The organism is Aeromonas sp. DNP9 (assembly GCF_001728955.1).
Classification (GTDB): Bacteria; Pseudomonadota; Gammaproteobacteria; order Enterobacterales; family Aeromonadaceae; genus Aeromonas; species Aeromonas veronii.
This window is the reverse complement of record NZ_LYSQ01000002.1, coordinates 94,606-119,981: the sequence shown is the minus strand read 5'-3', so window position 1 is coordinate 119,981 and position 25,376 is coordinate 94,606. Positions and strand designations below refer to the sequence as shown.

At 60.5% G+C, this 25,376-nt stretch carries 23 protein-coding genes and 1 tRNA gene; 11 read left to right on the top strand and 13 right to left on the bottom strand.

All coding sequences use genetic code 11. From position 1 onward, the window contains the following. Nucleotides 1–207 precede the first annotated feature (207 nt). The 5 genes from A9G06_RS01610 to lolB all read right to left on the bottom strand — a co-directional run bounded on the left by A9G06_RS01610 (nucleotide 208) and on the right by lolB (nucleotide 4,958). Entirely contained in the window at nucleotides 208–2,196 is a 1,989-nt protein-coding gene (locus A9G06_RS01610) for a bifunctional metallophosphatase/5'-nucleotidase (protein ID WP_069554066.1), read from the bottom strand. 116 nt (nucleotides 2,197–2,312) lie between these two features. After that, entirely contained in the window at nucleotides 2,313–3,260 is a 948-nt protein-coding gene (locus A9G06_RS01605) for a ribose-phosphate pyrophosphokinase (RefSeq protein WP_005343846.1), read from the bottom strand. Nucleotides 3,261–3,455: 195 nt separating this feature from the next. After that, nucleotides 3,456–3,530 (bottom strand) — tRNA-Gln (locus A9G06_RS01600). A gap of 1 nt (nucleotide 3,531) precedes the next feature. Beyond that, the gene (gene ispE / locus A9G06_RS01595; RefSeq protein WP_042054540.1) at nucleotides 3,532–4,380 is read right to left on the bottom strand and encodes a 4-(cytidine 5'-diphospho)-2-C-methyl-D-erythritol kinase; all 849 of its coding nucleotides are present in this window, start codon (nucleotides 4,378–4,380) and stop codon (nucleotides 3,532–3,534) included. Continuing rightward, nucleotides 4,380–4,958, bottom strand: coding sequence for a lipoprotein insertase outer membrane protein LolB (gene lolB / locus A9G06_RS01590; protein WP_005353907.1), 579 nt, complete (start codon nucleotides 4,956–4,958; stop codon nucleotides 4,380–4,382). The genes ispE and lolB overlap by 1 nt, the downstream gene beginning before the upstream one ends. Nucleotides 4,959–5,084: 126 nt before the next feature. Between lolB and hemA the strand changes: the two genes are divergently transcribed. From hemA to kdsA, 6 genes are all read left to right on the top strand, one after another. Further along, nucleotides 5,085–6,344, top strand: coding sequence for a glutamyl-tRNA reductase (gene hemA / locus A9G06_RS01585; RefSeq protein WP_069554065.1), 1,260 nt, complete (start codon nucleotides 5,085–5,087; stop codon nucleotides 6,342–6,344). A 51-nt stretch (nucleotides 6,345–6,395) separates the two neighbouring features. Beyond that, the gene (gene prfA, locus A9G06_RS01580) at nucleotides 6,396–7,484 is read left to right on the top strand and encodes a peptide chain release factor 1 (protein ID WP_042061304.1); all 1,089 of its coding nucleotides are present in this window, start codon (nucleotides 6,396–6,398) and stop codon (nucleotides 7,482–7,484) included. A 61-nt stretch (nucleotides 7,485–7,545) separates the two neighbouring features. Further along, nucleotides 7,546–8,397, top strand: coding sequence for a peptide chain release factor N(5)-glutamine methyltransferase (gene prmC / locus A9G06_RS01575; RefSeq protein ID WP_069554064.1), 852 nt, complete (start codon nucleotides 7,546–7,548; stop codon nucleotides 8,395–8,397). Nucleotides 8,398–8,453: 56 nt separating this feature from the next. Next, the gene (locus A9G06_RS01570; RefSeq protein WP_069554063.1) at nucleotides 8,454–8,837 is read left to right on the top strand and encodes a SirB2 family protein; all 384 of its coding nucleotides are present in this window, start codon (nucleotides 8,454–8,456) and stop codon (nucleotides 8,835–8,837) included. Nucleotides 8,838–8,849: 12 nt separating this feature from the next. Continuing rightward, on the top strand, nucleotides 8,850–9,650 hold the full coding sequence (locus tag A9G06_RS01565) for a tetratricopeptide repeat protein (RefSeq protein ID WP_005362204.1): 801 nt from the start codon (nucleotides 8,850–8,852) through the stop codon (nucleotides 9,648–9,650). 269 nt (nucleotides 9,651–9,919) lie between these two features. Continuing rightward, nucleotides 9,920–10,774 (top strand): 3-deoxy-8-phosphooctulonate synthase, encoded by an 855-nt coding sequence (gene kdsA, locus A9G06_RS01560; protein ID WP_005334937.1) that lies wholly within the window; start codon nucleotides 9,920–9,922, stop codon nucleotides 10,772–10,774. A gap of 144 nt (nucleotides 10,775–10,918) precedes the next feature. Here kdsA and grcA read toward each other — a convergent pair whose 3' ends face one another. Then, the gene (gene grcA / locus A9G06_RS01555) at nucleotides 10,919–11,299 is read right to left on the bottom strand and encodes an autonomous glycyl radical cofactor GrcA (protein ID WP_069554062.1); all 381 of its coding nucleotides are present in this window, start codon (nucleotides 11,297–11,299) and stop codon (nucleotides 10,919–10,921) included. A 367-nt stretch (nucleotides 11,300–11,666) separates the two neighbouring features. Here grcA and A9G06_RS01550 point away from each other — a divergent pair, with 367 nt between their 5' ends. The 3 genes from A9G06_RS01550 to A9G06_RS01540 all read left to right on the top strand — a co-directional run bounded on the left by A9G06_RS01550 (nucleotide 11,667) and on the right by A9G06_RS01540 (nucleotide 13,776). Beyond that, nucleotides 11,667–12,407, top strand: coding sequence for an ABC transporter substrate-binding protein (locus A9G06_RS01550; protein ID WP_069554061.1), 741 nt, complete (start codon nucleotides 11,667–11,669; stop codon nucleotides 12,405–12,407). A 69-nt stretch (nucleotides 12,408–12,476) separates the two neighbouring features. Beyond that, complete coding sequence (gene ung / locus A9G06_RS01545) at nucleotides 12,477–13,154, top strand: uracil-DNA glycosylase (RefSeq protein ID WP_005353881.1); 678 nt, start codon at nucleotides 12,477–12,479, stop codon at nucleotides 13,152–13,154. A 70-nt stretch (nucleotides 13,155–13,224) separates the two neighbouring features. Then, nucleotides 13,225–13,776, top strand: a complete 552-nt coding sequence (locus A9G06_RS01540) for a hemerythrin domain-containing protein (RefSeq protein WP_005362195.1) — start codon at nucleotides 13,225–13,227, stop codon at nucleotides 13,774–13,776. 100 nt (nucleotides 13,777–13,876) lie between these two features. On the opposite strand, the gene ygjK is transcribed toward A9G06_RS01540, so the two are convergent. The 4 genes from ygjK to A9G06_RS01520 all read right to left on the bottom strand — a co-directional run bounded on the left by ygjK (nucleotide 13,877) and on the right by A9G06_RS01520 (nucleotide 19,355). Further along, entirely contained in the window at nucleotides 13,877–16,357 is a 2,481-nt protein-coding gene (ygjK, locus tag A9G06_RS01535; protein ID WP_069554060.1) for an alpha-glucosidase, read from the bottom strand. Between the two features lie 195 nt (nucleotides 16,358–16,552). Then, nucleotides 16,553–17,353 (bottom strand): AraC family transcriptional regulator, encoded by an 801-nt coding sequence (locus tag A9G06_RS01530; protein WP_069554059.1) that lies wholly within the window; start codon nucleotides 17,351–17,353, stop codon nucleotides 16,553–16,555. A gap of 11 nt (nucleotides 17,354–17,364) precedes the next feature. Continuing rightward, nucleotides 17,365–17,901 carry a YbhB/YbcL family Raf kinase inhibitor-like protein gene (locus A9G06_RS01525; protein ID WP_069554058.1) on the bottom strand — a complete coding sequence of 179 codons (537 nt, stop codon included), beginning with the start codon at nucleotides 17,899–17,901 and terminating at the stop codon, nucleotides 17,365–17,367. A 197-nt stretch (nucleotides 17,902–18,098) separates the two neighbouring features. Continuing rightward, nucleotides 18,099–19,355: an adenylosuccinate synthetase gene (locus A9G06_RS01520; RefSeq protein ID WP_005334922.1), complete on the bottom strand. Its 1,257-nt coding sequence runs from the start codon at nucleotides 19,353–19,355 to the stop codon at nucleotides 18,099–18,101. 170 nt (nucleotides 19,356–19,525) lie between these two features. Here A9G06_RS01520 and A9G06_RS01515 point away from each other — a divergent pair, with 170 nt between their 5' ends. Further along, nucleotides 19,526–20,440 (top strand): LysR family transcriptional regulator, encoded by a 915-nt coding sequence (locus tag A9G06_RS01515; protein WP_005353868.1) that lies wholly within the window; start codon nucleotides 19,526–19,528, stop codon nucleotides 20,438–20,440. 104 nt (nucleotides 20,441–20,544) lie between these two features. Here A9G06_RS01515 and A9G06_RS01510 read toward each other — a convergent pair whose 3' ends face one another. Together A9G06_RS01510 and A9G06_RS01505 are read right to left on the bottom strand one after the other, a co-directional pair. Then, nucleotides 20,545–21,861 (bottom strand): TAXI family TRAP transporter solute-binding subunit, encoded by a 1,317-nt coding sequence (locus A9G06_RS01510; protein ID WP_083243717.1) that lies wholly within the window; start codon nucleotides 21,859–21,861, stop codon nucleotides 20,545–20,547. Between the two features lie 82 nt (nucleotides 21,862–21,943). Beyond that, on the bottom strand, nucleotides 21,944–23,089 hold the full coding sequence (locus tag A9G06_RS01505; protein WP_069554057.1) for a MalY/PatB family protein: 1,146 nt from the start codon (nucleotides 23,087–23,089) through the stop codon (nucleotides 21,944–21,946). A 181-nt stretch (nucleotides 23,090–23,270) separates the two neighbouring features. Here A9G06_RS01505 and A9G06_RS01500 point away from each other — a divergent pair, with 181 nt between their 5' ends. Continuing rightward, entirely contained in the window at nucleotides 23,271–24,443 is a 1,173-nt protein-coding gene (locus A9G06_RS01500; RefSeq protein ID WP_069554056.1) for an MFS transporter, read from the top strand. Nucleotides 24,444–24,458: 15 nt separating this feature from the next. Here A9G06_RS01500 and A9G06_RS01495 read toward each other — a convergent pair whose 3' ends face one another. Beyond that, nucleotides 24,459–25,373: a LysR family transcriptional regulator gene (locus tag A9G06_RS01495; protein WP_069554055.1), complete on the bottom strand. Its 915-nt coding sequence runs from the start codon at nucleotides 25,371–25,373 to the stop codon at nucleotides 24,459–24,461. Between the last annotated feature and the right edge of the window lie 3 nt (nucleotides 25,374–25,376).

The following is a 25,376-nucleotide window of genomic DNA, read 5'->3' as shown; positions in this document are numbered from 1 at the left end:
TCACTCGCAGCTGCCGTGGGCACACTACCCAGGGCAATAGGACGCAATATTCTAGCCGCCGAGTGGCGATCACTCAACCAATGCGCATGTTATGGCGGGATTTGCAGCATTATTGCGGCCAATGGGTGGCTAACGGTGGGCAAACGGGCCTCTTGCAAGAGGCCCGTTTCAGTTTACCGATGGATTGTGCCTAGTTGACTACAGCCGTTATTTGGCACGCAACAGGGTGACGGTCTCTTCATCCAGTGCGGTCAGGGTGGGGCGAGCATCGCGCACATACTCCACAAAGGAAGCTGCATCGGTGCCGCAATCCACGCCAGTGGCCTTGCAATCGAGGGCCTGGCCCGGGGCATAGACGGCGCTCAGCAGTTCACCGTTTTGTGCCACCTTCAGCACCGGGAAGGCGGTCAACTTGCCATTGACGCTGGCGATGTCGACCCGCTCGCTCTGGTGGCGCTGGGCATTGGCCAGTGCCTGCCAGCCATCGTTGCCGTTGGCGCTGTAGGCGTTCATCACCACCCGATAGCGTTGGCTATCAACCAGATCCTGCCACTCGCCGCTTGCGGTTTTGCGCTGCAATTGGGTCAGGGTGCCCGCTTTACCTGCGTCGGTCTCCTGGAAGGTGTAACGCAGGTGACCGCCATAGGGGAACTTGCCGGCATGGGCGCTGGCGGGCAGGGTGGCGGTGATGGTCTCGGTCAAAAGAGCGCGTACCTCGGCGCCGGTCAGGGTCAGCACCGCGAGCTGGTTTTTGAACGGCAGCAGGGTGAGGGCGCTATCCCCTTCGCGCCATTCGCCTGCAGGCAGGTCGGCGCGCACGCCACCCACGGCCACCAGAGAAAAATCGACCGGGCCGCCGGTCAGATCTTGCACTGCAGGGGTATTGGCCCAGTAGAACTCCCCTTCGGCAACCAGCGGCGCTACATCTGAGCCGTGGCTGTCGCTGCCGTTGTCGCCGGGACGACGGGCATTTTGCAACTGCTCGGGGATGGTGCCGATCACTGGCCCGTAGGCTTTTTCCAGCGCCGGTTTGTAGTGGCTGTCGATGATGCCGCGCAGGCGCGGATCTTCATCCACGGTGACCAGATTGGGCTGGTTGTCGACAAACTGGCTTGCCTCTTTGCTGCGGGCGTCGTCGAGCGCCTGCTTGCGCGCCGCATCGGCGAAGAAGTCGCGGCTGGCCAGCAGGCTGTTGTGGCCCTGGCAGTCGGTCACCTGACCCTGGCTGTCAAAGGTCACCTGTGCCAGACCGATGGCCTGGGCGTAGGAGCCCGCCTGCACCACGCAGGTTTTGCCGATGCCATCCGGATTAGTCACCAGCTTGGCGTAATCGCCGGTCTTGCCCCAGCCGATATTACGAAAATCGCCGAGCAGGCTGTGGGAGTGGCCACCGACGATGGCATCGAGGCCGTTTACCTTGGCGGCCAGCGCCAGATCTCGCTCGTTGCCGATGTGGGTGAGCGCCACGATCTGATGGATCCCCTTGGCTTGCAGCATGTCGACCGTGGCTTGAGCCGAGGCGACCTCCTTGCCAAAGCGCAGCTTGCCGACGTTGGGGGCGATATTGCCCATGTCTTCCAGTACCAGACCGATGACGGCGACCAGCTGTTTGCCTTGTGGCAGGTTGTCGAGATCGGTGACCGGGCTCTTCTGGTTGCCGTCAAAGGCGTAGACCACGAAGGGCTTGAGGTTGTCAGCCTTGCTGAGGGCCGGATCGGCCTTGGTGTCGAGGTTGGCGGCCAGCACCGGGAAGTTGACCCCCTCGATGAAGCGGGCCAGCTTCTGGTTATCCAGATCGAACTCGTGGTTGCCCAGCGCCATGGCATCGAGGCCGAACTGGCTCAGCAACTCGGCGTTGGCCATCCCCTCGTTGAGTTTGAAGTAGCCGCTGCCCTGCCAGGCATCACCGCCGTGCAGCAGCAGCAAGGGCTGGTTCTTGGCCAGCGCCTCGGCCTGATAGGCTTTCGCCATGGTCAGCAGGCGTGGATAACCGCCAAAGCGGGTATAGAGGGTGTCCGTCTCCCCCTGCTGGGCAAAGATCTGCCCTTTGATCTCGGCATTGACCGGATCAAACTGGGAGTGGGTGTCGTTCATGTGAGCCAGGGTCAGCACGAAGGGCGGGTTCTCTTTGGCGGGCTGACAGGCGAACAGGGCGGAGGTGAGGGTCGCGAGCAGGAGGGGACGCAAGCAATTCATGGGTAAATCCTTAAGCCTGCCGGGGGCAGGGTCGTACCAGATAGCAGAGAGTTGGAAAGAGAAGGTCCAGAAAGACGAAAACCGCCTGATGGCGGTTTTCGTTATTGCTGAATCTATCAATGCTCAAACATGGCAGAGATGGACTCTTCGTTGCTGATGCGACGAATGGCTTCGGCCAGTACAGTTGACAGCGTCAGCTGCTTGACCTTGCCGACCGCTTTCATCTCCGCAGTGAGCGGGATGGAGTCGGTGATGATCAGTTCGTCGATCACGGAGTTCTTGATGTTCTCGACGGCGGAACCGGAGAAGACCGGGTGGGTAGCGTAAGCGAATACACGCTTGGCACCGCGCTCTTTCAGGGCCTCTGCGGCTTTGCACAGGGTGCCGCCGGTGTCGATCATGTCATCAACGATGATGCAGTCGCGGCCGGCAACGTCACCGATCAGGTGCATGACCTGGGAGACGTTCGGGCGGGGACGGCGCTTGTCGATGATGGCGATGTCGGTGTCATCCAGCAGCTTGGCGATGGCGCGGGCACGCACAACGCCACCGATGTCCGGGGAGACAACGACAGGAGACTCGAGGTTCTTGGACTTCATGTCTTCCAGCAGCACCGGGCTACCGAACACGTTGTCAACCGGAACGTCGAAGAAACCTTGAATTTGCTCGGCATGCAGGTCAACGGTCAGCACGCGATCCACACCAACGCTGGAGAGGAAGTCAGCGACAACCTTGGCGGTGATGGGTACACGGGCGGAGCGGACGCGGCGGTCCTGACGGGCATAACCAAAGTAGGGGATAACGGCAGTGATACGGCCAGCTGAAGCACGACGCAGAGCATCCACCATGACGATCAATTCCATCAAATTGTCGTTGGTCGGGGCACAGGTGGATTGAATGATGAAGATATCGCCACCACGTACATTCTCATTGATCTGTACGCTGATCTCGCCGTCGCTAAAGCGACCTACGGCAGCATTGCCGAGTTTGATAAACAGGCGATCTGCGATCTTCTGGGCTAGTTCCGGCGTTGCGTTACCAGCAAACAGCTTCATGTCAGGCACGGTTTGAAACCTCGGGGTTGCATCCAGTATGTGGGGGAGTCTGAAATCAGACCCTATCGTTTTGGGGCAAACGATTTATCAAGATAACGTACAAGGTGTCTGCTGCCCAATGAATGTGATGATACCGGTAACCCGAATCCGTGGCCGAGTGCAAAACCGGCCACGTTAATCATCATCAATACCGTTCGGTAAAATTGGCTGGGGTACTAGGATTCGAACCTAGGAATGGCGAGATCAAAACCCGCTGCCTTACCGCTTGGCGATACCCCAATCATTTGAACTGTTGCAATGTGGAGAAGAGAGGTGATATGTTCTCGCCCTTGGCGACAAACCCATCAAGTCCCTTCGGCACGCAGGCCAACACTTCCCGAGCAGTCACTTCGTCTTCAAATTGAGCAAAGACGCAGGCTCCTGTGCCCGTCATTCTTGACGGCGCGTATTCTAGCAACCAGCCGAGCGCATTGGCAACCTCGGGGTGGCGCTTTTTCACCAGTGATTCGCAATCGTTTTTCCACTCGCCTTCCAGCAGGTTGTCCAGCGCCATTTTCGGCGTGGCTCTCGGCAGGTCCGGATCCTGGAATACGGCCGCGGTCGCCACATGGCAATCGGGCTTGAGTACCAGATACCAGGCATCGGGCAGTTCGACCGGTTGCAGCCGCTCGCCTACTCCTTCGGCAAAGGCCGCCTTGCCACGAACAAACACCGGTACATCCGCTCCCAGCTGGACGCCAAGTGCTGCCAGTTCATCTTCGCTCAAACCCGCTTGCCAGAGGTGGTTAAGCGCCACCAGCGTGGTCGCTGCATCGGATGAACCACCGCCAATGCCGCCCCCCATCGGCAGTACTTTCTCCAGCCGGATATGGGCACCTTGCGGGCTCGGCAGGGTTGCCTGCAGCAGGCGTGCTGCCCGAATAATCAGATTCTGCTCATCCGGCACCCCGGGAATGGCCGGGCTTAGGGTGAGAGTGTCGCTATTCGGTATCACTTCAAACTCGAGCCAGTCGCTGTGGTTGAGGAAGATAAACAGGGTCTGCAGCTCGTGATAGCCATCGGGACGACGGCCATTGACGTGTAAAAACAGGTTGAGTTTGGCCGGTGCCGGCCAGCGTGTGGAAGCCATTAACGTGCAAGAGTCCATTGGTTGATCTGAAGCTTGAGGCGGCTGTTCTGGCCAGTCATGGTCAGCTGGTGCGGCAGGCGGTAGCCATCCTGATCCCGATAATCGCCATAGACGATCTGCCACTGGCCGTCGCGCACGCTGGCCAGACTGCTGTCGGGGTTGAGTTCAAACTCCGCCTGACCCGGTAGCCCCTTGATCCACTCCGGTAATCCCGCAACCGGAATATTCCAGCCGGTCAGTTGATAGATGAGCGCTTCGGCATCCTGGCTCTGGTGGCGATTGCCGTCGCTGTCGAGCAGGGTGATCTCTCCCTTGCTGCGGGAGAGCTCCAGAATACTGGTGCCAATCAGGCTGGTGAGGTTGAGGCGATAATCCTCGCCATCCTGCTGCCAGTTGAGACGGGCGCTGCCCTTTTGCTGGGGCGTGATGATGGCCATCTTGCCGGATAGCTGCCAGTGGGTCAGTTGCTCGAGACGAGTCCGCTCCTGGTTCCAGTTCACCTGGTCACGCTGGGGCTGGGTGGTGGCACAACCGGCCAGCAACAGCAGGCAGGTGAGGGTAAAAATACGTAGCAGCAAGAGACGGCTCCAGAGAGAGGAATTTGCCACAGTATACGGGGCGGCCGTATTGCTTTTAAAGACTTACCCTTTCTCGTACAATTGGCAGCCTTTGCACCCAGCGTATGAAATGATCGTCGCCCACTCATGAGTTTGCTTGCCCTCGGAATCAACCACAACACCGCCAGTGTCGCCTTGCGGGAACGGGTCGCCTTTGGCCCGGACTGCATCGATCGCGCCTTGCGTGAGCTGGTGAGCCAACCCGGTGTCAGCGAGGCGGTGATCGTCTCTACCTGCAACCGGACCGAACTCTATTGCAATCTGGAGGAGGAGCGGCAGGAGCAAGTGCTGCGCTGGCTGCAGCAGTTCCACGGGCTGGACGCGGCCGAACTGGTCACTGCCATCTATCAGCATCACGATGAAGAGGCGGTGCGCCACCTGATGCGGGTAGCGTGCGGGCTCGACTCGCTGGTGCTGGGGGAGCCGCAGATCCTGGGGCAGATCAAGCAATCCTATGCCCACGCCCAGCAGGCGGAGTCGGTGAAGGGGGCGCTGGAGCGGCTGTTCCAGAAATCCTTCTCGGTGGCCAAACGGGTGCGTACCGATACCGAGATTGGCGCCAGTGCCGTGTCGGTGGCGTTTGCTGCCGTCAGTCTGGGTCGGCGGATCTTCTCCGATCTCTCCCAGACCAAGGTACTGCTGGTCGGGGCGGGGGAGACCATTGAACTGGTTGCCCGTCATCTGCGCGAGCAGAACGTCACCAAGATGATGGTGGCTAACCGCACCCTGCAGCGCGCCCAGACTCTGGCAGCCGAATTCGGCGCCCAGGTGATGACGCTCGAAGAGATCCCCGACTATCTGCACGAGGCGGATATTGTCATCAGCTCGACCGCCAGCCCACTGCCCATCATCGGCAAGGGGATGGTGGAGCGCGCGCTGAAGGCCCGCCGCTTCAAACCCATGTTTCTGGTGGATATTGCCGTGCCGCGCGACATCGAAGCCGAAGTCGATGAGCTCTCCGATGCCTATCTCTACACGGTGGATGATTTGCAGGGGATCATCGAGCAGAACCTCGAAACCCGTAAACGGGCTGCCGCACAGGCGGAAGTGATCGTGCAGGAAGAGCGCGACGAGTTTATGGGCTGGTATCGCGGCCAGAGCTCGGTCAACCTCATTCGCGATTACCGCCATCAGTCACAGCAAGTGGCTGATGAAGAGTTGCAACGGGCCCTGCTGGCATTGGCACAGGGCGAGAGTGCCGAACAGGCGCTCAAGGCGATGGCCCATCGCCTCACCAACAAATTGATCCACGCGCCGACCCAGGCGTTGCGCCAGGCTGCCTCCCTGGGGGATCAGAGCGAGCTCTCCCGCTTGCGGCAGGCGCTGGGGTTGTCACAAGAGCCATAATTTTCGGGCAACCTGCCGGTTGTCCCGTCCTCCATTGAGAATGCAAGAGTTATGAATCCGTCACTGATCAGAAAGCTGGAAGGCCTCATCGAGCGCCACGAAGAAGTACAGGCCATGCTCGGCGAGCCAGACGTGGTCTCGGATCAGGATCGCTACCGCGCCCTGACCCGCGAATATGCCCAGCTGGAAGATATCGTTCACGCCTTCCAGCGTTACCGTCAGGCTCAGGATGATCTTGAGACCACCCAGATGATGCTGGAGGAGGAGGATGCCGACCTGCGCGAGATGGCGCAGGAGGAGCTGCCGCTCGCCAAGGCCAATCTGGAGGCGCTGGAGCAGGAGCTGCAACTGATGTTGCTGCCCAAGGATCCCAAGGATGACAATAACTGCTATCTGGAGATCCGCGCCGGTGCCGGTGGCGACGAAGCGGCCATCTTTGCCGGTGACTTGTTCCGCATGTATTCACGGTTTGCCGAGCGTCAGGGCTGGCGCGTCTCCATCGTCAGCTGCAACGACGGTGAATACGGTGGCTACAAGGAGGTGATCGCCAAGATCGACGGCGAGCGCGTCTATGGCCGCCTCAAGTTTGAATCCGGTGGTCACCGGGTACAACGGGTGCCGGAGACCGAATCTCAGGGCCGCGTGCACACCTCCGCCTGTACCGTCGCCGTGTTGCCGGAAGTGCCGGAAGCCGAGCAGATCGAGATCAACCCTTCCGACTTGAAGATCGACACCTTCCGCGCCTCCGGTGCCGGTGGTCAGCACGTCAACAAGACCGACTCGGCCATTCGTATCACCCACCTGCCGACCGGTCTGGTGGTGGAGTGTCAGGACGAGCGCTCTCAGCACAAGAACCGCGCCAAGGCGATGTCGGTGCTCTCCGCCCGCCTGCAAGCGGCCGAGGATGAGCGCCACCGCGCCGCCGAGCAGAGCACCCGCCGCAATCTGGTGGGCTCCGGCGATCGCTCCGAGCGCATCCGTACCTACAACTACCCGCAGGGCCGCCTCTCCGAGCATCGCATCAACCTGACCCTCTATCGCCTCTCCGAAATTCTGGAAGGGGATCTGGACTGCGTCATCACGCCGCTGGTGCAAGAGTATCAGGCCGATCAGCTCGCCTCGCTGGCCGAGAACAACTAATGCAAATGGTGATCCGGCAAGCTCGTATTAAGTGTTCTGCCCATAAGGTGGAGTGGCACTGATGCAGATCCAGCAGGCTCGTGCCCATATCATGACTGTGCTGGCTGAGGGGGAGTCCCCTCGCGCCGATGCCGATGTACTGCTCTGCCATCTGCTCGGGTGTCGTCGCAGCTATCTGATGACCTGGCCCGAGCGTGAGCTGGATGCCGCCCAGCAGGCCACCCTGCAGGGGTGGCTGGCCCGTCGTCTCAATGGCGAACCCATCGCCCATCTGGTGGGCGAGCGGGAGTTCTGGTCGCTGCCCCTCAAGGTGAGCCCAGCGACCCTGATCCCGCGCCCCGATACCGAGGTGCTGGTCGAGCAGGCGCTGACCAGAATCCCGCAAGGGCCGTGCGCCGTGCTGGATCTCGGCACCGGCACCGGCGCCATCGCGCTGGCGCTCAAGTCCGAGCGGCCCGAGCTCGATGTGTGGGCGGTGGATCGGATGGCGGATGCCGCGGCACTTGCCCGCGAGAACAGCGCCGCGCTGGGGTTACCCATCGAGGTGCGCGATGGCAGCTGGTTCGAGCCCCTTGGCGAGCCGGATCGCGACAATACGCCACGTTTTGCGGTGATTGTCTCCAATCCCCCCTATATTGATGGCGCCGATCCCCATCTCGAGCAGGGTGATGTGCGCTTTGAGCCCCGCTCGGCGCTGGTTGCCGATGACGCCGGGCTGGCCGATATCCGCCACATCGTGGCCCATGCTCCCGCTTATCTGCTGACCGATGGCTGGTTGCTGCTGGAGCATGGCTGGGATCAGGGGGAGGCGGTGCGTCAGTTGCTGCGCGATGGCGGTTACCGCGAGGTAGCCACGGTGCGCGATTACGGGGATAACGACAGGGTGACGCTGGGCCTCTGCCCGCTGCGCTGACAGCCCCTTACTGTTACACGGCGGGTTGCCTGTGCGCCCCCATGCAAGGATTGAATATGGTTTTTGTGCTCAAACACCTGCACCTCACCCTGATTGGCGGGGCCGTGCTGATGTTTATGCTCCGCTTCTACTGGGTACAGACCGCCACTGGTCGAGCTTATAGCGCGCCGGTGATGAAGGTCAGCGGCTGGCTCAACGGTCTGGTGGTGCTCTCCGGCGTATTGCTCTGCATGGTGCTGGATCTCAACCCGCTCAATAACGGAACGCCCTGGCTCAGCGAGAAGCTGATGGCCATTCTGGTGCTGGTATTTCTGGCGGCGATGGCGCTGCGGCTGGCCAAAAGCAATCTGGTGCGCTGGTGCTCCTTTCTGGGGGCGCTCGGCTGGATCTACTTTATTGCCAAGTTGGCAGTGCTCAAACAGACGAGTGTGTTCGGCTAAGGCATGAAGAGAATGTTACACATAGACGAATGGACCGATTTCGAAGCCCACGACATCACCGAGCTGGCGTTGTCAGTCAGCGACGAGATTTATGGCTCGGTCGAGGAGGGGATCCGCGAGTTGAACCTGCTGGACGAGTGGCTGGACGAGCAGATCGAAGAGGGCACCTGCGACGAGGTGCGCCAGCAGTTGCTGCAGGGCTTCTACCACAGCCTCGGTTTTCATGGCGACTGGCAGGACTATTTCTCTGCCAACAACTGCGATCTCAATCAGGTGCTGGTTCAGCGCAAAGGGATCCCGGTCAGCCTCGGCATTCTCATCATCCAGCTGGGGCGCAAGCTTGGGCTCGATGTGGAGGGGATCTGCTTCCCCGGCCACTTCCTGGTGAGCTTTGCCGGTGGCGAGGGGGAGGTCTATGTCGACCCCTTTACCGGCGACGAGCTGAGTCTGGCCCGCATCGAGCTGCTGCTGCGCGGTGCGTTGGGGGACTTGGCGACCCTCACTCCCGACTACCTGCAGCCCTCCGGCCAGTGGGAGATCATCGAACGGCTGCTCAACGTCAGCAAGGGGGCCCTGCTGCGGGAAGACCGCATGCCCGAGGCGCTGCGTTGCAGCGAGTTGTTGCTGCGGATGAAGCCTGGCGATCCGCTGGAGACGCGGGATCGCGGCTTTATCTACGAGCAGCTCGATTGCCCGCGCCAGGCCGCCGACGATTTTGAATATTTTATTGAACAATGCCCGGACGACCCGGTCGCCGATGTGCTGAAAGTGCAACTGGCCGCGCTGGATCTGAGCCCCAAGCCCCTCCATTAAGGGGGGCTTGAAACTGAAACAGAAGAATATCAAGGCCGCTGCGTCCGGTCGCAACGGAGTAACTAGGCTTCAGGCCCTTTTATTAAGGATGTCTTGGAGTTGAAACAGAAGAATATCAAGGCCGCTGCGCCCGGTTGCAACGGACTAACCTGGCTTCAGGCCCTTTCATTAAGGGTGTCTTGGAGTTGAAACAGAAGAATATCAAGGCCGCTGCGTCCGGCCGCAACGGATTAACTAGGCTTCAGGCCCTTTTATTTAGGATGTCTTAGATGGAACAGAAGAATATCAAGATCAACCAGATCGACGTTGCCAACGACAAACCGTTCGTGCTGTTTGGCGGCATGAACGTGCTGGAATCCCGCGACATGGCGATGGCGGTGTGCGAGAAGTACGTGGAAGTGACCAGCAAGCTGGGCATCCCGTTTGTGTTCAAGGCGAGCTGGGACAAGGCCAACCGCTCCTCCATCCACTCCTACCGCGGTCCGGGTCTGGAAGAGGGGATGAAGATTTTCCAGGAGCTGAAAGCGACCTTCGGCATGCCGGTCATCTCCGATCTGCACGAACCCCATCAGGCCAAGCCGGTTGCCGAGGTGGTTGACGTTATCCAGCTGCCCGCTTTCCTGGCGCGCCAGACTGATCTGGTGGAAGCCATGGCCCGCACCGGCAACGTCATCAACATCAAGAAGCCGCAGTTCCTCAGCCCAAGCCAGATGAAGAACATCACCGACAAGTTTGAGGAGTGCGGCAACGATCAGCTGATCCTCTGCGAGCGCGGTGCCAATTTCGGCTACGACAACCTGGTGGTGGACATGCTGGGTCTGGGCGTGATGAAGAAGAGCACCGGTGGCTATCCGGTGATCTTTGACGTGACCCACTCCCTGCAGTGCCGTGATCCGCTGGGGGCGGCCTCCGGTGGTCGTCGCGAACAGGTGACCGAGCTGGCTCGTGCCGGCATGGCGGTCGGTCTGGCTGGTCTCTTTATCGAATCCCACCCGGATCCGAAAATTGCTCGCTGCGATGGCCCGAGTGCCCTGCCGCTGGAGAAGCTGGAAGGCTTCCTCAAACAGATGAAGGCCATCGATGACCTGATCAAGGGTTTTGAGCCCCTCGATACCTCTGCTTGATGGGACAAGCACTTATTACAAGGCCTCGCAATGCGAGGCCTTGTTTTTTGCGCTTGCCCAGTGAAAGCACGTATAAAAAAAACGGCCGATTGGCCGTTTTTTTACTGATACCGCAAGTATCAGCTCTTCACTGCAGGGCGCTGATTACAGGCTCTGGGTGAAAGTACGGGTAACCACGTCACGCTGCTGTTCCGGGGTCAGGGCGTTGAAACGCACTGCGTAGCCAGATACACGGATGGTCAGCTGCGGGTACTTCTCCGGGTTTTCGATAGCATCTTCCAGCGTTTCGCGACGCAGCACGTTGACGTTCAGGTGCTGGCCACCTTCAACAGCAGGCTCAGCCTGAACCGGCAGTTCGCGGTATTCGAACTGACCCAGGTCAGCCAGTTGCACTTCTTGATCGGCAGCGAAAGCATCGCCTTTGACGCAGATGCAGCGAGCTTGTTGCTTCTCTTCGTCCAGCAGCCAGAAAGAGTTCAGCAGAGCGGTGTTGGCGGTCTGGGTGATTTGAATGCCTTTGATCATGGTATGACTCCTCAATGGGAACGCGAATCCAACTGTAAGGAAATTACCCTGATGTATTTAAGCTACCGTCGATGGCGATGACTTAAAGGGCCCTTGCCTTACACCTTTTCTTTGATGGGGTCATATATACCACGGTGGTAATATTACCAAAATTGATCCAGATCAAGAAAATCCGACAAAGCGCCATTTAAATGGGATTAAATTCTTGAGTTGAATCAAAAATAGGTCATTTTTCTGATTTTGTAAGATATCCAAATTATGCATCTTTTATCTCGCTAATCTAGTAATTTAACTACATCTTTTCGGCTTTTTCTGAGGTTAATTGAGGGGTTGGCTACACTCAGCAAAAAAGCGAGGAGAGTGCCGGGTGAATAATGGGTGGCGAAAGTGGGCATGGCTGGCCCTGTTCTGTTGCTGGGCAAGCAGTGTTGCGGTACGGGCCGAGACGGTGCGTATTGCTGTGGGCGAGTGGCCACCTTATATCAGTGAGGCGCTGCCCAATCAGGGCTTTCTCTGTGAGGTGGTGCGCCAGGCCTTTGCCGAAGAGGGGCTCGATGTCAGCTTTCACTTCTATTCCTGGGCCGAGGCTTACCGACTGACTCTGGAGGGGCGCTATGTGGTCACCATGCCCTGGTTTCGCTCCCGCGAGCGGGTGCAGCTTTTCTATCTCTCCGCCTCGCTCGGCCATTTCACCACTCGCCTGATGACGCTGACCGGTACGCCCGCGGTCAATCTGGGTGAGCTGAAACACGAGCCGGTCGGGGTGACCCGTGGCTATTTCTATGGCGATGGTTTTGCCGCTCGCCAAGCCGGGCTCACCCTCGAGTGGTCAGATTCCGATGAGGAGAGCATGGGCAAGCTGCTTGACGGGCGGATCCACTATCTGGTGATGGATGAGCAGGTGGCACAGACTCTGTTCCAGCAGGCGCTCGTTCGTCATCCCCAATCGCTGTCACTGACCGGTGCCGCCGACCCCATCTGGTCGCAACCGGGATACCTGCTGATGCGCAAGGCTGATCCCGAGGCGCGCCGTCTGATGCTGCTGTTCAATACCGGCCTGCGCAAGCTGGAGCGCTCGGGGCGCCTCGCCAGGCTCTGGAAAGCGTGAGCCACGGTTGCGTCTTGCGGGCTGGCCCCCTATCCTGAGCCCTTCGCCGTATCAAGTGAGGAGGCCGGGGTGCTGACCTGGAGTGATGTGATTGGCTCTGAGAAAGAGCAGGACTATTTCAAGAGTACGCTGGCAACTGTCAGAGCCGAGCGGGAAGCGGGCAAGGTGATCTACCCGCCAGCTACCGATGTGTTCAATGCCTTCAAGCTGACCGAGCTGGATCAGGTCAAGGTGGTGATCCTGGGGCAGGATCCCTACCACGGCCCCAATCAGGCGCACGGTCTCTGTTTCTCCGTTCTGCCCGGCGTGCGTACGCCTCCCTCACTGGTCAACATTTATAAAGAGATGCAGCGTGACCTGCCAGGTTTCGTCACACCCAATCACGGCTTTCTCGAATCCTGGGCCAAACAGGGGGTCCTGCTGCTCAACACTGTGCTGACGGTGCAGGCCGGTCAGGCCCATTCCCACGCCCATCTGGGATGGGAGACCTTTACCGATCGGGTCATCGAGCAGATCAATGCCAGTTGTCAGGGTGTGGTGTTCCTGCTGTGGGGTGCCCACGCCCAGAAGAAGGGACGTTTCATCGACCGTCAGCGCCACTATGTGCTGACCGCGCCGCACCCGAGCCCACTCTCTGCCCACCGCGGTTTCATCGGTTGCGGTCACTTTAGCGAGACCAATCGCTTGCTGGAACAACAGGGCAAGAGTCCGATAGAGTGGAAATCTGTCTGCATCCCACTTGATTGAGTGCAAAGTTCGGGCGACAAATGACCGTATACTCAGGGACATAAGATTAATTCAGAGCCAAGGAGTGCCCATGTTATCCAGTCTGCACAAGGACCATCTCAACATCGCCCGACTTTTGGAGCTGCTCAAGCACAAGCTGGCAGCCATCCGTGCCGAAGAGCCCATCAGCTATTTTCTGGTGCGCGATGTCATCGACTACCTGCGGGAGGTCTCTGACAAGTACCACCATCCCAAGGAAGACCTCATCTATGACTACTACCTGAAATATCGGGTGGTGGAGGGTGAGGTCGCCAACCGCCTGCAGGAGGAGCACGTCAAGCTGCTGGAGGCCGGGGCCGATCTCAAGGAGATGGTGGAGATGATCCTGATGGATGCGGTGATTCCGCTCGACCAGTTCACCACCAAGCTGGAGCGCTTCGTGGAATTGCAAGAGGCACACATGAACTATGAAGAGGGGGTGATCTTCCCCCATCTGCGTGACTCCCTGACCGAGGATGACTGGCGTCATCTGGAGCAAAACTGGCAGAACCGCGCCATTGGCGACCCCCTGTTCGGGGCTGAGGTGAGCCAGCACTTTCAGGCACTGGCCAAACGCCTCTCTTTGCCGCTCACGAACGGCTAAGACTAGCCCGTACCTGCCGTGTGGCGGGTATTGTGTGAGTGCAACTTGAGTGAAAACAGAAAGGCCTCCATCCGGAGGCCTTTTGCATGGTGGAGCAAGCTTACGCCTGTGGTTTCAGGAAGTTGCGATAGAGCATATAGAGGTGAGCCGAGCTCCAGCTGAAGTTGCTTGCCCCCTGCATGGCGCCGGTCTCCGGATTGTAGTTTTCGCGGATGGGGCCGCTGCCCGCCAAGCCCTCTGCGTTGTTGAACAGCTTGTTGACCAGAGCCTCGGCATCGCTGCGGTAGCCGTAGTTCTCCAGCCCCTTCACCCCGAAGTAGAACTGATCGAGCCATACCCGGCCGCGCCAGTAGATATTGGGATCGTAGGCCGGGTTGGTCAGCGCCGCTGTGCCCAGCGGGATCTTTGTGTTGAACTCCTGGGCGTTGAGCATCACCTCACGCACCCGCGCCGCTTTCTCCTTGTCGGCGACCTCTGCCCAGAGCGGGCTCCACCCTTCCGGGCCACGGCCGCGGGCGGTCAGCAATTTGCCGACGCAGCCGTTGCCGTCAGCAACATCCCCCTGAGTAATCTGGCGATCGTAATAGAAGCCTGATGCCTCATCGAACATGCAGCTGTTGATGTAGCCAGCCAGCTGGGTCGCGCCATCGCGGTAGCGGCTCGCGTCGACCGGCTTGCCAAGCAGGTCGGCCATGTCTGCCAGAATGCGTTTCTCTTTGGCGAGGAAGGCGTTGAGCTCCACTGACTCCTGATCGATGGAGAAGCCGATCAAATCGCCATTGTCCTGATGGTTTTCAAAGAAGGCGACGTTCCAGTCCTGACGAGCCTTGGCCAAATCTCCGCCATAGGTCTTGTCGGCATAACGTTGCAGCTGGCCCGGTTCGATAAAGCCGAAGCGGGCGGCGTTGTCCATGCCGGACTCCCAACCGGCGCCGTGCTGGGCACCGATATCCATGTCGCTGTACCCGCCCACGTTTAACACCTGTTGATAGAGCGGCATACCGGCGCAGGCATACCAGCCATCCCCCTCACTGGTACAGCTGGAGAGATCCAGCCCGGCGGGAATACCGTTGGAGTACTGCACCTTGAAGGTGATATTGCCGTACTCGTCGTTGTGCTCCACATGCTTGGTGGCGCCATATTCGATGATGCCGTTGTGGTTGTTGTCCCGCGCGCGGTACCACCAGTCGTGGTAGGCCTGCAGCTTGGGATACATCTCGGCGATAAAGGCCTTGTCCTTGGTGGCGCTGTAGATTTCCCAGATGGCCCAGGCAGAGAGGGGCGGCTTGGTGTCGCGCTCGTTCCAGTTGCCGCCATCGCCACCGCGATCCGCCAGCTTGTTGTAGAAGACGGCGTCGATCACCATGCCCGCATCCTGTGGTCGTACCGCATCATCCGGCTGTACCTGATAGTCATACATGGCGCGCACGTTGTTCTTGGCCACCTCAGGGTTGAAGTGCGCCATGGCATAGGCGTGCTTCCAGCTGTCCCAAGCCCAGACCCCGTCGAACCAGCGGGCGGTATTGGAGGGGGTCACCCCGTCGTGGAGGATGGCGCCAGCCGGGGAGCGCCAGTTGCCATTGAGGGTCTCCATTGCCTTGACGGCGATGCGACGCTCCGACTCGGGGATCCCCTGATTGGAGAGACCGTTGGCAAGGTAGCCCTCCCAGCGGCGGATGGAGTCGGCAAAATAGTTGGCCGGGTCGGCCAGCAGGGCCTGACGGCTCTGTTGATGGCGGCTGGCGTCATCTGCGGAGTGGAGATAGCTCTGCAGGGTGTAGATATCCTCGCTCCCCTTGGCGGCCAGGGTAATGCTGGCGTCACTTTGGTAGCCCAGTGTCTTCTGGTCGAGGGTGGTGCGGCTTGGCAGGGTGCGGTCGATGCGATAGCGGGCGCTGCCGCTCTGCATGATGTTCCAGGTGCTGCGCAGTTTGCCGAACTGGAATTCGATTCCTTTGTCGCTCTCGCTGATGGTGCGAGTCCAGCCTGGATATTTGCTGGCAATCGTATCCTTGGCATCCCATTGATTGAGCAACTCGCCCTGCCAGTTGAGGTGGAGGGTGAGCGGTGCCTCGGTCTGGTTGATGAGTCGGGTGCGGATAAGGGCGGTGCGGGCATCGCCATAACGCAGCTCCAGCTCCAGCGTGAAGGGCTCGAACTCGAAGCGTTGCACCAGCGCACCGGGAATGGCGTACACCTCCTGCTTGCGGGCGCTGGTGAGCGGGAACGGGCGGCCGCTCGCATCGCTGAGGGTGAGCTTGTCCAGCTCGCTGGCAAAGAAGAGGCTGTACTCCTCGGAGATGACCATGGGGCCGGTAAAGCCCCCCCACTCCTTGTCGCTGGCAGGCAGCAGGAAACCGTGCCATGCCCCCAGATCGAGCAGCGGGTTGTATTTGAGGTTGGAGTAGCTGTCAAAGTCGCGGAATTGGGTCGGTGTTCCCCGACGGTCGATCACGTCCTTGTACTGGATGGCCTGCTCCGGTTTGGCGACTGTGCTGCTCTCTGTCTGGTTATCGTTGCAGGCAGTCAGTCCGAACAGGGCGGTGCCGAGGGCTACCGAGAGTAAAGTTTTACGAAACATTGCTCACTCCAATTCCGTTTATGTAGGTTAAAAGGAAGATTTTTTACGCTTATTTTTAGTGAAAAGGTGTTCGGTAGCCATTGTATGGCAAGGGAAAAGGGAGCGCTGGAGCGAGATCACACTCTGAAGAGGTGGCAATGTGAGCGGGATCACCGGGTTACATCAGGTTACATAGAATTGATTTTAAGTAATATTTTACTGGTCATTGCTCGCCAATCTGGCAGGGCAGGTGTGCAGGTATTGGTGGGGCGTCAGGCCGAACTCCTGTTTGAAGCGAGCGGCAAAGCGGCTGGGGGAGTCATAACCGCAGGCGAGGGCGACCTCCAGCGGGGTCAGGCCCTGTTGCAACAGGTTGAGGGCGTGACTCATCCGCACCTGAGCCAGCAACTGGCGAAAGCTGCGACCTTCGGCGGCCAGCTTGCGCACCATGGAGGCGCGACTCATGGAGAAGTGGGGGGCCACCGCCTCCAGGGTGTGAGCGATGCCGGGTTCCACCGCCAGGTAGCGGGCCAGCCGCTCTGCGAGGGTCATGGTGCTGGCGGGAAAGAGCAACCCGAGGGCGTTGGCGGCCCGCAGCTCGACATAGAAGCCGCGCAGCAGTTCGACCTGGGTCGCCTCGCTCAGTCCCCGTTCGGCCATGGTGCTGATGAGTTCAAAGCAGAAAGCGAGCCCGGGGGTGATCTTGACGGCGGGTTCCTCCAGGTCGGCGTGGGAAGGGGCTGACTCGGCCAGCCACTCCGGCGGTGGTGGAGTCAGCAGTGTGATGGCGTGGGAGCGAAATTTGCCCTGCTCCGGCTGATTGACGAAGGTGAGCTGGTGGCCTGCCGGGATCAGCAGCCACCGCTCCCTGTCAAACGACAGACGTCGCTCGCGCCACCACAGTTGCTTGCTCCCCTGGGTGACCCAGATGAGGGTCGGGGCGTAGATGAGCACCCGGTGCAGGGGCTGCTGGCGGATCCCGAGATAGTGGCTCTGTTGCAGCAGGGGAGTGCTCATCCGGTTGGCTCCTAGGGGGTGACGAAGGTGGCGGTCAGAGTGGCTTTGCCGAGCGCCATGCTGTTGAGCATGTAGCCTACCATCGCGGGCGGGGTATCGGCCTTCACCTCGAGATCATGGGGCAGGGCCCAGGCGGTGAACTGATAGCGGTGCATGCCGTGACCAGCGGGCGGGCAGGGGCCGCCGTAACCCTGGCTGCCAAAGTCGGTGCGGATCTCCAATCCCTGCTTGAGCTTGCCAGAGGCATTGCTGGCCAGTTCGCTCTGGGTGGCAGGCAGGTTAACCACCAGCCAGTGCCACCAACCGCTGCCGGTAGGGGCATCGGGGTCATAGGCGGTGATGGCAACACTCTTGGTGCCTGCCGGCAGATCCTGCCAGCTAAGTTGGGGCGAGTGGTTGTCGCCGCTGCAGCCAAAGCCGTTGAAGCTGGACTGTTTGTCCATCAACTGGCCTTCGTGAATATCCGCGCTCTTCAGGGTCATGGCAAAGGCTGGCATGGCCGTCAGGCAGAGCAGTGGCAACAGGGCACTCTGTTTTAGCAATTTCATCGGGTGACTCCTCGTGTGGTAATGGGTTGACTTTAACGAGGGCAGGGTAGAATGTTATTGCAGAACGGCTCAATGTGAGGTCGATTGGTAAGTTAATTGAGCCTTTGGGTGGTTTTTATGGCGATAAGGTAAATAGCAGCCATAAAAAAACCGGCATCAGGGATGCCGGTTTTTTGTTTGACGATAAGAGGTGCGGCTTAGCGCAGGATCATCTCGTCACGGCCCGGGCCGACGGAAACCATCGGAACCGGTACGCCGAGCAGCTCTTCGATACGCAGCACGTACTGCTGGGCCGCTTTGGGCAGCTCTTCGAAAGTGCGGCAACCGGTGATGTCTTCGCTCCAGCTTTCCATCTGCTCGTAAACCGGCTTCAGGGCAGCGGTTTGCGGCCAAATTGGGTTCTCGGTGTGGGCACCTTCGTAGGCCACGCAGATCTTCAGATCTGGCAGACCGGTCAGGCAGTCCAGCTTGGTCAGAGCCACTTCGGTGGCGGCTTGCAGCTCGACACCGTTCTTGGTGGCGACGGCGTCGAAGTAACCGACATCACGGGGACGGCCAGTGGTGGCACCGAACTCGTTGGTGATCTTGCGGAACTCGTCCTGGTTCTCCATGGCGGTCAGCAGGGTGCCGGTACCGACAGAGGAGCTGAATGCCTTGGCCACTGCGATGACGCGCTCCGGGCGCAGACCCGGCAGACCGCCACCGATACCGGCGTAGGCGCCAGATACGTGGGAGGAGGTCACCCAGGGGTATTCGCCGTAGATCAGGTCACGGCCAGCGCCCAGCTGGGCTTCGAACAGCAGGGTCTTGCCTTCGGCCTGCAGCGCTTTGAGCGGCATGCTGACGTTGCAGACGGCGTCGATCCAGGGTGCAGAGACTTCCAGCAGCCAGTCGGCCATCTCCTGGGCAGTCTGGGTGAATTCGAAGGAGGGGTAGATAGCCTTCATCTGCGGCAGTTTCCAGTCCAGCATGAACTGGATGCGCTCGACCAGTACGTCCGGCTGTTTCAGCCAGCCGACCAGGATCGCTTTCTTCATCACGCGATCGCCGTAGGCAGGAGCGATGCCCTGACGGGTGGAGCCATAGGCGCCGTCACCCAGACGCTGCTCTTCCAGGGTATCTTCCAGCGCGTGCAGCGGCAGGCACAGGGTTGCGCGGTCAGAGATGGCCAGCTTCGGAGTCACGCCGGAGGCTTTGACTTCATCCAGTTCGACGGTCAGTTTCTCGGGGCTGATCACCATGCCCGGGCCGAGGACAACCAGGCAATCCGGGTTGAATACGCCACTCGGAACCTGGTGCAGCTTGAAGGTGCCAAGGTCGTTGACCACGGTGTGGCCAGCGTTGTTGCCGCCCTGGAAGCGAATGCTGGCGCCAGCTTGACCTGCCAGATAATCCACGATGCGGCCTTTGCCTTCATCACCCCAGTTAGCACCTACGACTACGATAGACGACATGACTCTTTCTCCTAAGACGTTAGGCGTCCATCCTAGGAGCCTGATGCTGATTAGAAAAATTAATTATCTTTATAATTCCGATAAGAGAACCATATAATTATGGCCAATTAAGCGGCAAACCGTCCGATTTTGCCTGGCAAGCCCCGCACCTCGCGGGTTGAGGGACTCTTATGCTGGATATTCACTGGCTGCAAACCTTTGTCACCCTGGCCCGATTGCAACATTTTGGCCAGACCGCCACCGAACTGCACATGACCCAACCCAATGTCAGCCTGCATATCAAACGGCTGGAGCAGGCGACCCGGGTGCGGCTGATCGAGCGCAGCCCATTTCGCCTGACGCAGGCGGGGGAGCGGCTGCTGCAAAGCGCCGAGCGCACCATTGCCGAGTTGCAGCTCTGCCAGTCTGATCTCAATGCCCTCAACCAGCTCAGTCAGGGGACGCTGGCCATCGCCGCCAGCGACATTATCTCCCGCCTGCTGCTTATCCAGCCGTTCCAGCGCTTCAAGCGGGAGTTCCCCGGCATCGACCTCACCCTGTTCAACACCACTTCGGATCAGGCCGCCGAGCTGGTCAAGGCGGGCAAGGCGGATCTGGGCTTCGTGATGGCGCAAAAGCGCAGCGAGCCGCTCTTCTATACCGAGCTGCAACAGGTAACATGGTGCGCGCTGGGCCACGGCCTTGCCCGCTGGCAGGCGCGGGCGGTGGCGGGAGAGAGCGACCCCCTCGACGAGCCGACCCTGATCCTGCTCGGTCACGACACCCGTACCCGGGCGCTGATCGACCCGTCCCTGCCGCTGCTGGCCTTGCCCCCCTGTCGCATCATGGAGGTGGGCAGCGTGGACGCCCAGCTCGATTGGGCCGAGGCGGGCTTTGGTGTCGCCATCGTGCCGGACTTCTCCCTGCATCCGCGCCTCAACCTCACCGCGCCGGTCACCAGCCTCGGCGACTTTCCCGGTACCAGTCTGGGCTACGTGGTGCGCCAGAATCAGGTATTGTCGCGGGCCATCAAGCAGTTGCTGCACTGGGTGGAGGAGGAGATCCAGAAGCCCAACCCCTATCTGACCCGGGTGATGGAGCCGTAGCGGGGCGGCAAGGTGAGCAGGCCAATCGACTTCGCCACTGTCGAGCGCATATCAATAATCAGGGCAGCCGAGGCTGCCCTGATGCATTTGTGGGTGCTGACCACTCAGTGCTGCGGCGCAGTGGCCGCAGAGGTGCTTTGTGGCCACTGAGTCGAAACGGCAGCCGATGGTGCTGGCGCAGTTGACGCTGCGGCCGAAGGGGCCACGCTCTCACCCTCTGTGGTCGGCGTAGCAGTGAGCTCGGGGGTGACCTCAAGTGCCTCTTCGGGCAAGGGATTAACCTCTGTGGCTTCTGTTGCCACTGCGGCACTGCTGGTGGCGGTCGCGTCAGAAGGCGCCTCAATGGGCGTTGTCGTCCCGTCGGCGGCACTCACCTGCTCTGCCGTTGGTGCAGCCTCTGAGGTCGATGGCGCTGGTGTTAACGGCTCCGGTGTCAGCTGTTCCGCGGTTAACTGCTCGGGAGTCAGTGGCAAGGGCTCTGGCGGTTGATCCGACATCCCAGCATGGAGGGGCAGCTCGGTTTGCGCCTGCAACTGCTCGGGCGTCACCTTGCTCAGGGCAGGGTGCAGCCGACTGAACTGTTTGACCCGGGCCAGCAGGGTATCGCGCACGGTTCGGACGATGGGGTCCGGCAGGCTGGCCAGCGCCACCAGTTCGGCACTCATCCCGATGTTGTTGATGGCGGTGGTCTGCCCCGGATAGAGGTTGGCGGCGATGCGGCTGCGCTGGTAGTAGGGGTGTTGCTTGAGCAGCCTGTCGATCTGCTCCCCTTCGATGGGGATGAGGCGCACCTTGCAGCGGCTGATCAGATCGCCGACCGCCAGACTGGGGTGACCGGCAACCACAAACGCGGCATCCAGCGAGCCATCGCACAGCCCTTCCAGCGGTTCGCTGTCCGACTTGAGTTGATAGGCAGCAAACTGCCCGGGTTGCCATCCCATGGCCGCCATCAGGGCCTGGCTGGTGATCTGTTCACCGGCGCCGTTGTTGCCCGGATAGACCCGTTTCCCTTCGATATCTGCCAGGGTGGTGATGCCGCTATTGGGTGCGGCCAGCAGGGTCAACGACTCCTGATAGAGGCGAAACAGGCTGCGCAGCTCATTGTTGGCCCCCTGCCCACTGAAGGGGCCGGTGCCGTGCAGGGCGTGGTGCAACACATCGGATTGCACCAGCGCCAGCTGTACGTCCCCCTTGTCGAGTGCCTTGAGGTTGGCCATCGAGCCACGGGTGCTCTGCACGGTGCAGCTGTCCCCATGCAGGGCATGGCCGGCATTGAGTACCCGGCAGATGGCGCCACCGGTCGGGTAGTAGACCCCGTTGAGCGGGCCTGTTCCGATAGTCAGCGCCTGGCTGCCAAAGGGGAGCAGCGCAGAGAGTGCACAGAGGGGGAGCAGAAGGTGATGCAAGATCCGTAGAGACATAATTGACCGTTGACTGAGTTGACCGCTGGCTGATGACACAGGGGAAAAAGGGATGGGGCTTGCCCATCCCGTTGCTGGCTGATCAGGGCTTGTTGTGGTTGAGGATTGCCCGCTCCATCCGCGCCAGCGCGTCGGTCAGCCGTGCCCTGGTGCAGCCGAAGTTGAGCCGCACGAACTGACCGTCGCCAAACTGAGCGCCGGGGGAGAGACCGACGCCGGCCTGCTCGAAGAAGGCGATGGGATCGGCAAGGCCAAGGGCGCTCACATTGATCCAGGCCAGATACGTCGCCTGATGGTTGGCCTGCTTGACGCCGGGCCAGCGGGCAACCGCCTGCTGGATCAGGGCCAGATTGGCCGCCAGATAGTCGAGTTGCTCGGTCAGCCACTGTTCGCCACCCTCATAGGCTGCTTCGGCGGCGACAAAGCCCAGCAGGTTGACGTCGGCGCTGATGCCGCGCATCGCCTGCTGCAGCCTGAAGCGCAGACGGGCGTTGGGGATAATGGCGAAGGAGCAGCAGAGACCGGCGATATTGAAGGTCTTGCTCGGGGCCATCATCACCGCGCAGCGCTCGGCCGCTTGTGCACTGATGGCGCCGTAGGGAATGTGGCGGGCGTTTTTATCCAGCAGCAGATCGCAGTGGATTTCATCGGAGCAGATCACCAGATTGTGGCGCGCGGCGATGGCATCGATGGCCAGCAGCTCGCCACGGGTGAAGATGGTGCCGCCCGGGTTGTGTGGGTTGCAGAGCAGCAGCAGATCTGCGGCGGGGGCCTGACGCTCAAGCTCTGCCAGATCCAGCACCCAACGACCCGCCTCTTCAATCATCGGCACGGTGAGCAGGGGGCGATCATTGAAGCCCGGCGCCTGCAGGAAGGGGTAGTAGACCGGCTTGGGGGTGATGATGCCACGGCCATGCTGGCTCCACGCCTTGCAGGCAAGGTTGAGCCCCGGCACCACGCCGGGCAGGAACACCAGCCATTCGGGCTCGATAGCCCAGCCATAGCGGGTCGCCATCCGTTCGATAATGAGTTCGATCAGGCGCGGCGAGGGGCGTGAATAGCCGAAAATGCCGTGGGCGACTCGTTTGGTCAACGCCTCAATCACGGACGGGGGGGAGACAAAGTCGGTATCGGCAACCCACATGGGCAGCACATCCTGACCCTTGTACTTGTCCCATTTAAGGCTCATGGTGCCACTGCGGTCTACTTCCTGATCAAAATCAAACATGCGAACTCCTTGTGCTGGCAGGATGGGCTTTCACTCTACGGGGTCGCGGCCTCCCTCGCAAGGCGCACACCTGCTTATGCATCCTTGAGCCCGCTCTTGATAGTGACATAAGATAGGCGCCGAATTTTCATACGGCTGCCGCCCGTTAGCCCGTATCGTCCCTCCAACCAGTGGTAACCCTATGAGCTTGTCGATAGCGGCGGTCAAACGCCCGGATCCCGTCTCTCTTTCATTTCTTGCCGTGACCTTTATGACCGGCGTCGCGGTGGCACTGCAGGTGCCCACCTTAAGTCTGTTTCTGGCCGAAGAGGTGCATGTGCGCCCCTTTCTGGTCGGGCTCTTCTATACCATCAACGCCGTGGTGGGCATTCTGGTCAGCCAGTGGCTGGGCCATCGCTCTGACAACAAGGGGGATCGCAAGCGACTGATCCTGCGCTGCTGCTTTGCCGGGGTAGCGCTCTCCTTGCTGTTTGCCTGGAACCGCAACTACTGGTTGCTGTCGAGTCTGGGGGTCATGCTTGCGGCGCTGGCGGCCACGGCCAGTCCCCAGCTGTTTGCGCTGGCGCGGGAGTATTCTGACAGCCGCAACCGGCGGGCTGACATGTTCAGCTCGGTGATGCGGGCCCAGTTTTCGCTGGCCTGGGTCATCGGCCCACCCATCGCCTTCGCGCTGGCCATCGGCTACGGTTTTGAGCTGATGTACCTGGCCTCGGCACTGGCCTATCTGCTCTGTGCCCTGGTGGTGTGGCGCTGGCTGCCCTCTCTGCCGCTGCCCAAAATGGCCGAAGAGACCGAGCGGGTCAGCAGCTGGCGGGATCCGGCGGTGCGGGCGCTCTTTATCGCCTCCACCCTGATGTGGACCTGCAACAGCATGTACCTCATCAATATGCCGCTCTACATCACCCGGGAGCTCGGGATGGATGAGAAGCTTGCCGGTATCCTGATGGGCACGGCGGCGGCGCTGGAGATCCCATTCATGCTGCTGGCGGGTTACTACACGGCCCGTTTTGGCAAGCGCCCCATGATGTTGCTGGCGGTGCTGGCTGGCGCGGCCTTTTACACAGGTCTGGTAACCCTCACCGATCAATACGCTCTGATCGCCTTGCAGCTGTTCAACGCCATCTTCATCGGTATCGTGGCGGGGATCGGCATGTCTTACTTTCAGGATCTGATGCCGGGGCGAGCCGGGGTGGCGACCACCCTGTTTGCCAACAGCATCCGCACCGGCTCCATCATGGCAGGGGCCATCGCCGGTGTGGTGGCGGAGGTGTGGAGTTTCCACGGGGTCTTTATGGTGGCGTTGGGATTGGCACTGGTGGCACTGGCCGCCAGCTGGCGGGTGCCCAACGTCTGACGGGGGAGCTGGCTGTTATTTATCGTGCTGGGAGTGGGCGTGCGGGAGCGGCGCTGATTCGCCCTGATATTCGTTGCGCAGGCAGCGCAGCAGCAGCTCGGTCGCGGGGCCGAGGGATTCGGGGGAGAGGGTCAGCAGGTAGGTATAGAGGTGGCGCTCGTTGCCGCTTTCCAGATCCAGCTGTATGAGTGAACCTTCCGCCAACTCCCGCTCTACCAGATGGCGCGGCAGCCAGGCATAGCCGAGGCCGAGGCGCAGCATGGCGAGCACTTCGTGGTAGTGGGTCGCCTTCCAGCCGGTGTCATCCGCATCGTTCCAGTCCACCGAGCGGTGAATGGGGGGGTGAAGGCTGATCTGGTTGTGGCTGGTCAATACATCGCTGCGGATCGCCCCCTCCTCTTGTGCCAGCGGATGGTTGGCGGCGCAGAGGGGCAGCAGGCACACCTCGTCCAGCAGCAGACCGGTGCGATCGCCGGGCAGGTGCTCGGAGAGCATCAGATCCCCCGGTTGCAGGGCGTTGAAGTGGCAGTGAATACGTTCGTGCAGGTTGACCCGGCAACCCCGGCTGCGGGGATAGAAGCTGGCCAGCGCCTGATAGAGGCGATCCCTTGGCTGCAGCGCCGAGACATAGAGGTTGATCTGCGGCTCCCACTGCCGCTCCAGGTTGTTGGCCAGATTCTCCAGCTCTTCCACCTGTTGGCTCAACTGACGGGCCCGCTTGAGGAAGATCTCGCCCGCCGGGGTCAGCACCGCCTTGCGGCCGCGCACCTCCAGCAAGGGCACCCCCAGACTCTGCTGCAACTTCGCAACCGCATGATTGAGGGAGGACTGGCTCTTGTTCAGCGCCTCGGCCGCCTGGGCGTAGCCGCCGCAGTCGACCACCGCCTGAAAGATCCGCCATTGCTCAAACGTGCTCTTGGGACGAAACATAGT

Bases quoted from the DNA above. Each gene is read 5' to 3' on its own strand.
- ygjK (WP_069554060.1), bottom strand. From the start codon at position 16,357: ATGTTTCGTAAAACTTTACTCTCGGTAGCCCTCGGCACCGCCCTGTTC.
- hemA (WP_069554065.1), top strand. From the start codon at position 5,085: ATGAGTTTGCTTGCCCTCGGAATCAACCACAACACCGCCAGTGTCGCC.
- A9G06_RS01495 (WP_069554055.1), bottom strand. From the start codon at position 25,373: ATGTTTCGTCCCAAGAGCACGTTTGAGCAATGGCGGATCTTTCAGGCG.
- A9G06_RS01530 (WP_069554059.1), bottom strand. From the start codon at position 17,353: ATGAGCACTCCCCTGCTGCAACAGAGCCACTATCTCGGGATCCGCCAG.
- A9G06_RS01525 (WP_069554058.1), bottom strand. From the start codon at position 17,901: ATGAAATTGCTAAAACAGAGTGCCCTGTTGCCACTGCTCTGCCTGACG.
- A9G06_RS01610 (WP_069554066.1), bottom strand. From the start codon at position 2,196: ATGAATTGCTTGCGTCCCCTCCTGCTCGCGACCCTCACCTCCGCCCTG.
- A9G06_RS01500 (WP_069554056.1), top strand. From the start codon at position 23,271: ATGAGCTTGTCGATAGCGGCGGTCAAACGCCCGGATCCCGTCTCTCTT.
- A9G06_RS01505 (WP_069554057.1), bottom strand. From the start codon at position 23,089: ATGTTTGATTTTGATCAGGAAGTAGACCGCAGTGGCACCATGAGCCTT.
- prmC (WP_069554064.1), top strand. From the start codon at position 7,546: ATGCAGATCCAGCAGGCTCGTGCCCATATCATGACTGTGCTGGCTGAG.
- kdsA (WP_005334937.1), top strand. From the start codon at position 9,920: ATGGAACAGAAGAATATCAAGATCAACCAGATCGACGTTGCCAACGAC.
- A9G06_RS01515 (WP_005353868.1), top strand. From the start codon at position 19,526: ATGCTGGATATTCACTGGCTGCAAACCTTTGTCACCCTGGCCCGATTG.
- A9G06_RS01520 (WP_005334922.1), bottom strand. From the start codon at position 19,355: ATGTCGTCTATCGTAGTCGTAGGTGCTAACTGGGGTGATGAAGGCAAA.
- prfA (WP_042061304.1), top strand. From the start codon at position 6,396: ATGAATCCGTCACTGATCAGAAAGCTGGAAGGCCTCATCGAGCGCCAC.
- A9G06_RS01510 (WP_083243717.1), bottom strand. From the start codon at position 21,861: ATGTCTCTACGGATCTTGCATCACCTTCTGCTCCCCCTCTGTGCACTC.
- A9G06_RS01540 (WP_005362195.1), top strand. From the start codon at position 13,225: ATGTTATCCAGTCTGCACAAGGACCATCTCAACATCGCCCGACTTTTG.
- ispE (WP_042054540.1), bottom strand. From the start codon at position 4,380: ATGGCTTCCACACGCTGGCCGGCACCGGCCAAACTCAACCTGTTTTTA.
- A9G06_RS01570 (WP_069554063.1), top strand. From the start codon at position 8,454: ATGGTTTTTGTGCTCAAACACCTGCACCTCACCCTGATTGGCGGGGCC.
- A9G06_RS01565 (WP_005362204.1), top strand. From the start codon at position 8,850: ATGTTACACATAGACGAATGGACCGATTTCGAAGCCCACGACATCACC.
- grcA (WP_069554062.1), bottom strand. From the start codon at position 11,299: ATGATCAAAGGCATTCAAATCACCCAGACCGCCAACACCGCTCTGCTG.